At 62.8% G+C, this 7,599-nt stretch carries 8 protein-coding genes; 6 read left to right on the top strand and 2 right to left on the bottom strand.

Annotated features, from left to right (window positions below; genetic code table 11):
- Positions 1-231 (bottom strand): hypothetical protein (locus WCE35_RS20630; RefSeq protein WP_424595170.1); only part of this gene is annotated, 231 nt, incomplete at its 3' end.
- 86 nt (positions 232-317) lie between these two features.
- Here WCE35_RS20630 and WCE35_RS20625 point away from each other — a divergent pair.
- Positions 318-1,136 (top strand): NAD-dependent epimerase/dehydratase family protein, encoded by an 819-nt coding sequence (locus WCE35_RS20625; RefSeq protein WP_424595169.1) that lies wholly within the window; start codon positions 318-320, stop codon positions 1,134-1,136.
- Between the two features lie 138 nt (positions 1,137-1,274).
- Here WCE35_RS20625 and WCE35_RS20620 read toward each other — a convergent pair whose 3' ends face one another.
- Complete coding sequence (locus WCE35_RS20620; protein ID WP_424595168.1) at positions 1,275-1,967, bottom strand: GntR family transcriptional regulator; 693 nt, start codon at positions 1,965-1,967, stop codon at positions 1,275-1,277.
- Positions 1,968-2,135: 168 nt separating this feature from the next.
- Here WCE35_RS20620 and WCE35_RS20615 point away from each other — a divergent pair, with 168 nt between their 5' ends.
- From WCE35_RS20615 to WCE35_RS20595, 5 genes are all read left to right on the top strand, one after another.
- A complete protein-coding gene (locus WCE35_RS20615; RefSeq protein WP_424595167.1) occupies positions 2,136-3,842 on the top strand; it encodes an IlvD/Edd family dehydratase in 1,707 nt (568 codons plus the stop codon).
- A gap of 283 nt (positions 3,843-4,125) precedes the next feature.
- Entirely contained in the window at positions 4,126-5,127 is a 1,002-nt protein-coding gene (locus WCE35_RS20610) for a TRAP transporter substrate-binding protein (RefSeq protein WP_424595166.1), read from the top strand.
- Between the two features lie 159 nt (positions 5,128-5,286).
- Complete coding sequence (locus WCE35_RS20605; protein WP_424595165.1) at positions 5,287-6,282, top strand: TRAP transporter substrate-binding protein; 996 nt, start codon at positions 5,287-5,289, stop codon at positions 6,280-6,282.
- A 72-nt stretch (positions 6,283-6,354) separates the two neighbouring features.
- On the top strand, positions 6,355-6,936 hold the full coding sequence (locus WCE35_RS20600) for a TRAP transporter small permease (RefSeq protein WP_424595164.1): 582 nt from the start codon (positions 6,355-6,357) through the stop codon (positions 6,934-6,936).
- The coding region (locus WCE35_RS20595; protein WP_424595163.1) for a TRAP transporter large permease subunit at positions 6,936-7,599 on the top strand (664 nt) is incomplete at its 3' end. The genes WCE35_RS20600 and WCE35_RS20595, both read left to right, overlap by 1 nt.

Below are 7,599 nucleotides of genomic sequence, written 5' to 3'. Positions count from 1 at the left end.
CGCGTGAATGGCGGGATCGGGGTAATGGCTCGCCGGCTGCCAGCCGGCGGAATGGGACGATGCCTCGGACCTTTGCCGTTCTCGTTGTTGTTTGAGTTCCTCACCAGGATCATTTGCTATCATCCGTGCGGTCAGGCGGCAAGCAACCGCAGTCTCACCCGTCATTGCGAGCGACGCGAAGCAATCCATCCTTCCGCGGAAAAAGAAGGAATGGATTGCTTCGTCGCTCACGCTCCTCGCAATGACGGCGGAGGGCGTCTTGCCGCACAGCGTCCACCGCGCCATACTCGCTTCAAGCCACCATCACGAGGGAAGAAATGCCACGCATATTGATGACCGGCGCGGCCGGAGGGATCGGCACGTCCTTGCGCAAATTGCTGCCGCCGATCTATCCCGATCTCGTGCTGAGCGATCTCAAGGCGCCCGCCGATCTTGGCGCGCACGAAAAATTCAAGGCGGCCGAGCTGTCCGATCTCGCGCAGGTCGAGGCGATCTGCGAGGGCATCGACGGCATCCTGCATTTCGGCGGCTATTCGGTCGAAGGCCCCTGGGACGATATCCTTAAATCCAACATCATCGGCTGTTACAATCTGTTCGAAGCCGCGCGCAAAAAAGGCGTCAAACGCGTGGTGTTCGCGTCGTCAAATCACGCCGTCGGCTTCTATCCGCGCCATCACCGCATCGGCACCGACGTCACGGCGCGGCCGGACAGCCGCTACGGCGTCAGCAAGGTGTTCGGCGAAGCGGTCGGCGCACTCTATGCCGACAAGCACGGGCTCAAGGTGACCTGCCTGCGCATCGGCAATTTCGGCGAAAAACCGCTCGATCACCGCCGGCTGTCGATCTGGCTCAAGCCGGAAGACCTGGTGCAGCTCTGCCGCATCGGGCTCGATCATCCCGACATCCGCTTCGAGGTTTTCTACGGCGCCTCCTACAACGAGCGAGCCTGGTTCGACAACCACCGCGCCTACGATCTTGGCTATCGCCCGACCGGCCGGGCGGAGGATTTCCGCGAGCATGCGTTTGCCGAGCAGGCCAGACTCAAGCCCGATCCGGTCGGCGATTTCTACCAGGGCGGCACGTTCTGCGGCATGGAGTTCGATGGCGACAGGAGCCGGATCGTGGACTGGAAATAACAGAAGTCATTCCCCGATGTGCAATTGCACATCGTGGATGCGCCGCTTGGGGCAGGCCCGGAATCCATACTCCCGATCGTGGTTATGGATTCCGGGCTCGCCCGCGCCAACGCGCGTGCGCCCCGGAATGACAAGACCCTAATCTGGCTTCTCATCCCTTGCGATACGGCCGAGATAGTCCGATTTGCTGAACTGCATGTGATCGACGCAGAGCTGCGCCAGCGCCCAGCTGTCGCGGCCTTTCAAGAGTTCGATCATCAGTTCGTGCTGGCGGCGCGACAGCGCCAGCCCGTCCTTGTCGGCCAAATTCTTGGCGCGCATCGGCAAGGTCAGGTTCATGTAATCCTGCAGCGAGCGCACCAGATAGGGATTGCCGCAGGCGGAAAACAGCGTGAGATGAAAGGCGTCGTTGGCCTCATGGATGCCGCGAAGGTCCTGCGCGTCGGCCTTGGCGCAATAGTGCCGCTGCAATTCGCTCAACACGTCGATCAGGCTTTCAGGCGCGGGCAACGCGATCATCAGCGCCGCCTGCCGCGTCAGCATCTCCCGCACCTCGTAGATCTGCCGCACTTCCTCGGCTGAATAGAACCGCACGGTGGCGCCGATGTTCTTTTCGCGCAGCACGATGCCCTGGCGCTCGAGCTGGAACAGGCCCTGGCGCACGAAATGGCGGCTGGCGCCATAGCGCGTCATCAGCGTGTCCTCGACCAGCCGCGAACCCGGCGCGAGGCGGCCGAAGATGATGTCCTCCTCCAGCCGGCGGATCACTTCCGCCTGTTCCTCCTCGCGCGTCGGCGCCGGGTTTTCCGGGGAAGCGGCCTGCGCTTTCATGGACGCTCATTTCCGATCATGACAGGAAATCAGCACGCTCGGGCCTTATTGTCAATAATATGAGGCCGCTTGGCTCGGAAGCCAGCGATTTCGAGGCCAAGTATCAGACATTGACAATAATTCCCCGGGCTCCTTTAGTGGGGTCACACGACATCGGGAAACCAGAAAATGGCGGACGGACTTCGCAAGGGGCTGACGAGCTATGGCGATGCCGGCTTCTCGCTGTTCCTGCGCAAGGCCTTCATCAAGGCGATGGGCTATTCGGATGACGCGCTCGATCGCCCGATCGTCGGCATCACCAACACCTTTAGCGACTATAATCCCTGCCACGGCAACGTGCCGCAGATCATCGAAGCGGTGAAGCGCGGCGTGATGCTGTCGGGCGCGATGCCGATGGTGTTTCCGACCATTTCGATCGCCGAGAGTTTTGCGTATCCGACCTCGATGTATCTGCGCAACCTGATGGCGATGGACACCGAGGAGATGATCCGCGCCCAGCCGATGGACGCCGTGGTCGTGATCGGCGGCTGCGACAAGACCCTGCCGGCGCAGATCATGGCCGCGGTCTCGGCCGATCTGCCGACCGTCGTCATCCCGGTCGGGCCGATGGTGGTCGGCCATCACAAGGGCGAGGTGCTGGGCGCCTGCACCGATTGCCGGCGGCTGTGGGGCAAATATCGCGCCGGCGAGATCGACGATGTCGAGATCGAGGCCGTCAACGGCCGTCTCGCGCCCTCGGTCGGCACCTGCATGGTGATGGGCACCGCCTCTACCATGGCCTGCATCACCGAGGCGCTCGGCCTGTCGCTGCCGATGAGCGCGACCATTCCCGCGCCGCATGCCGAGCGTTTTCGCTCCGCCGAGGCGAGCGGCAAGGTCGCTGCCGCGATGGCCAGGGCCAAAGGGCCGCGGCCGAGCGAGCTGCTGACATCGGCATCGTTTGGGAATGCGCAGGTGGTGCTGCAGGCGATCGGCGGCTCGACCAATGGCCTCATTCACCTGACCGCGATCGCCAACCGCACCGCGCACCGGATCGATCTGGAAGCCTTCGACAGGCTCGGCCGCGAGGTTCCGGTGCTGATCGACTTAAAGCCGTCCGGCGAGCATTACATGGAGCATTTCCATCATGCCGGGGGGGTGCCGAAACTGATGGCGCAGCTCGGCGATCTCATCGACCTCGACGCCAGGACCATCACCGGCGCGACCTTGCGCGATGTCGTCGCCGCCGCCGAGCAAGTGCCGGGACAGGATGTCATTCGCGCGCGAAAAAATCCGATCAAGCCGGAGGGCGCGATGGCGGTGCTGCACGGCAATCTCGCGCCGCGCGGCGCCGTCATCAAGCATTCGGCGGCGAGCGAGAGGCTGCTGCAGCATGCCGGCCGCGCCGTGGTGTTCGAATCGGTTGAGGACATGGCCTTGCGGGTCGACGATCCCGCGCTCGATGTGACCGCCGACGACGTCCTGGTGCTGCGCAACGCCGGCCCCAAGGGTGCGCCGGGCATGCCCGAAGCCGGCTATCTGCCGATCCCGAAAAAACTCGCGCGGTCAGGCGTCAAGGACATGGTGCGGATCTCGGACGCGCGGATGAGCGGCACGGCGTTCGGCACCATCGTATTGCACATCACCCCGGAATCCGCCGTCGGCGGGCCGCTGGCGCTGGTCAGGAACGGCGACATGATCCGGCTTGATGTCGGCAGGCGCCGCATCGATCTTCTGGTCGACGACACTGAGCTGCAAAAGCGCCGCGCGGCGCTTGAGCCGGCGGCGACGCCGGACTGGGCCAGGCGCGGTTACGCGCATCTGTTCAACGCGACGATTTTGCAGGCCGACGAAGGCTGCGACTTCGATTTCATGCGCGGTGAGGGGAAGGGATAGCGTGGATGGGTTTGACGTGCGTGTGGTGCCGTCTCCCCGTCATTGCGAGCCAACGGGTCGCGCGAATGCGCGCCCGATGACAGGCTCCGCGAAGCAATCCATCGAGCCGCGAAAAGGAAAAGAAAGAATGGATTGCTTCGTCGCTACGCTCCTCGCAATGACGGCGGTAGGCGTAGTCGCGCGTCGCCATCTCGCATATGCGTCCTGTCCTGAACGCCTGATGTTCAATTGACAATCAAACAACCGCGATGATTTGATGAAAAAAACAGCACAGGGGGAGACGATGGGCATACTGAAAGCCATGCTTCGTGCGGTCGTGGCCGCATCCGCGGTGATGATCTCCGCGAACGCCAGCGCCCAGGAGCCGAAGCATTATCGCTTCGCCTATGACCAGCCCAAGACGACGGGCTACGGCATCCTCGGCGATATCTTCAGCGACAGACTGAAGGCGCTGAGCAAGGGCACCATGCTGATCGATCAGTATCCCGGCGCCCAGCTCGGGCAGGAGCCGCAGGTGCTGCAGCTCGTCAAGGCCGGCGACGTCGAGTTCTGCATCTCATCGTCGGCCAACGCCGCGACATTGTCGCCGCAGGCCGGCGTGATGTCGATGCACTTCCTGTTCCGCTCGGAAGCGCATCTGATCAAGGCGATCGCTGACCCGAAGGTGTCCGAGGCCGTCAAGGCGATGATAGCGGAGACCGTGCAGGGCGGCCGCGTCATCGCGCTTGCGACGCTCGGACTTCGCAGCATGTATTCCAAGCGCGAGATCAGGAAGGTCGAGGACGTCAAGGGCCTCAAGGTGCGCGTGCAGGCGACGCCGACCGAGGACACCATGTTCCCGGCCTATGGCGCCCAGATCGTGCACATGCCGTTCGGCAGCGTCTATACCTCGCTGCAGACCGGCGTGGTCGACGTCGCCGAAAACGGCGTCAACGTCTATCTCGCCAACAAGCATTACGAAGTGGCGCCGGTGCTCTCGATGACCGAGCACGAGGCCAACAACAGCCTGGTGTGGGTCAGCGACAAGCTGTGGAACAGCCTGACGGCGGAGCAGCAGGGTTGGGTGCAGGCCGCGGCCGACGAGGTCAACAAGAACCAGCCGGCGAAGGCGATCGAGCTCGAGCATCAATCGCAGGACAAGCTGAAATCGATCGGCGTCAAGGTCGTCACCGACGTCGACAAAGCGGGCTTCACCGCGATCTCCGACCCCTATCTCGACAAGCTCGCCAGGGAGCTTGGGCCCCATGCCGAGAAGATCAAGAACCTGGTCCGCGCGATCAATTAGGCGGGGGAGCCAACCCCGAACGGCTTGCTGAATTATCGACAATTGCCGCACGCACATGCACCAGACTTGCCGCATGGCGGGAAAATCCCGGTGTTTTATTGACAATTCCCCTGGCTTGATGGGATGGTCAGGAAGACCAGAACGGGGGGAAACGGCGCGATGCGCAATCGAAGGAAGTTCATTGGCGCGGCGGTTGCCGCAACGGCGATGCTGGCGACCGCCAACGCCCAGGAGGCAAAGCATTATCGCTTTGCCCACGATCAGCAGCTCAATACCGGTTACAGCGTCGCTTACGACATGTTTTCCGCCAGGCTCAAGAAATTGAGCAAGGGCACCATGATCGTCGACCAGTATCCCGGCGCGCAGCTCGGGCAGGAGCCGCAGCTCCTGCAACTGGTGAAATCCGGCGACATCGAATTCGCCATCGTCTCGTCAGCCAATACCGCGACGATCTCGCCGCAGGCCGGCGTGATGTCGCTGCACTTCCTGTTCCGCAACGCCGACCATGTGATCAAGTCGCTGGCCGACCAGCAGGTGATCGATGCGATCAAGGCCATGATCGACGAAACCACGCAAGGACTTCACGTCATCGCCACGGGCTCGCAGGGCGTGCGCAACATCTACAGCAAGAAGGAAATTCACAGCGTCGGTGATCTCAAGGGGATCAAGATTCGGGTTCAGGCGACCGCCACCGAAGACGCGATATTCCCGGCCTATGGCGCCCAGACCGTGCACATGCCGTTCGGCAGCGTCTACACCTCCCTGCAGACCGGCGTGGTCGACGCCGCCGAGAACAGCATCAACGTCTATCTCGTCAACAAGCACTACGAGGTGGCGCCGGTGCTCAACATCACCGAACATGAGGCCAACAACGCGCTGGTGTATGTCAGCGACAAATTGTGGCAGAGCCTTTCCGCCGAACAGAAGCAATGGGTAACCACGGCGGCTGAGGAAATCAGCGCCAGGGAGCCGGCCAGGGCGTTCGAACTCGAAAAGTCCGCGGCCGCCAAGCTGAAGTCGATCGGCGTCAAGATCGTCGAGGACGTCGACAAGAAGAGCTTTACCACGATCGCCGATCCCTATCTCGACAAGCTCGCCAGGGAGCTCGGCCCGCATGCGGAGAAGATCAAGAACCTGATCCGCGCGATCAACTGACGCGCGATCGCCTGTCATCAGATCGTCAAGCCCGGCCATGACCGTGGAAACACCAACCGATCGGGAGAGACGATGGCCATCGCCGACAAACTGGTGCTGCAACGGCAGCGTCATCTCAAATGGCCATCGTTCGACCGGCTCGAACTCGCGCTGATGATGCTGTGCGGCGCGCTGTGTTTCGGCTTCTCGCTCTCGGTCACGGCCGACATCGTCACGCGCACCATCGGCCACCCCTGGCTGTGGCTGCAGGAAGTCACTTCCACGCTGTTCATCTATGCGATCTTCATCGGCGCCGCGGTCGCGACCCGGCGCAACGACCACCTCTATCTCACCGCGATCTCGGAGGCGATGCATGGTACCCCGCGGCTGGTTGTCGAAATCCTCATCCGCATCGTCGTGCTTGGCGTCGCCGCCTGCCTGATCTGGTACGGCTATCAGAATTACATCCGGGGCTTTGGCAGTTTCCGCCTTCCCTCGGGCACGCCGATCGCCTCGCTCTATGCCGTGATACCCTTGTCCGGCGCGCTGATCGCGCTGTTCACGATCGAGCAACTGGTCAACGGCATCCGCCACGGATTTGACCATCCCGAGCCACCCGAGGAAGATCTCGATATTCCCGCGATCAGCCCCGGCGCCTCGATGGGAGCGCTCTGATGAGCGCGCCGATCGTCCTCGCGCTGATGACGTTCTGCTTCCTGTTCTTCGGCTATCTCGGCGTGCCGGTGCCGTTTTCGCTGCTGGCCGGCGTGTTCGTCGGCGCTGTCCTGTCGGACGTCTCGCTGGCGGCGATCATCCAGAAGATCTTCGACGGCGTGGATTCCGAGGCGCTGCTGGCGATCCCGTTCTTCCTCCTGGTCGGCGAACTCATGAGTTCGGCCAATGTCGTGGTGCGGATCGCCAACCTGTCGGTGTCGCTGGTCGGGCACGTCAGGGGCGGGCTGTCGCAGGTCGTGGTGGTCTTCAGCATGTTCTTCTCGGAAATGTCGGGATCGACCACCGCCGACGTCGCGGTGATGAGCCGTGCGCTGGGCGGCCCGATGAAGCGCGAGGGCTATAAGCCGGCCTTCATCGCCGCGATCATCGCCGCCGCATCGACCATCGCCGCGCTGGTGCCGCCGAGCATCACCGCGGTGGTCTATGGCGCGGTCGGCAACGTTTCGATCGCGGGGCTGTTCATGGCCGGCGTCGTGCCCGGGCTGATGATCGGCTTCGGCCTGATGATCTATTGCTACTTCTTCGGGCCGACCGGCATGCAAAGGCCGCGCGCGCCGTTGAAGCAGATCGTGTTCGCCGCGGGTGACGCGATCCTGCCGCTGA

The organism is Bradyrhizobium sp., assembly GCF_049691595.1.
GTDB lineage: Bacteria > Pseudomonadota > Alphaproteobacteria > Rhizobiales > Xanthobacteraceae > Bradyrhizobium.
Note: the sequence above shows the minus strand (reverse complement) of the source record. Positions and strands in the feature narration are given on the sequence as shown.

Coding starts and splice junctions, on each gene's coding strand:
- WCE35_RS20620 (WP_424595168.1), bottom strand. CDS start 1,967: ATGAAAGCGCAGGCCGCTTCCCCGGAAAACCCGGCGCCGACGCGCGAG.
- WCE35_RS20625 (WP_424595169.1), top strand. CDS start 318: ATGCCACGCATATTGATGACCGGCGCGGCCGGAGGGATCGGCACGTCC.
- WCE35_RS20605 (WP_424595165.1), top strand. CDS start 5,287: ATGCGCAATCGAAGGAAGTTCATTGGCGCGGCGGTTGCCGCAACGGCG.
- WCE35_RS20615 (WP_424595167.1), top strand. CDS start 2,136: ATGGCGGACGGACTTCGCAAGGGGCTGACGAGCTATGGCGATGCCGGC.
- WCE35_RS20600 (WP_424595164.1), top strand. CDS start 6,355: ATGGCCATCGCCGACAAACTGGTGCTGCAACGGCAGCGTCATCTCAAA.
- WCE35_RS20610 (WP_424595166.1), top strand. CDS start 4,126: ATGGGCATACTGAAAGCCATGCTTCGTGCGGTCGTGGCCGCATCCGCG.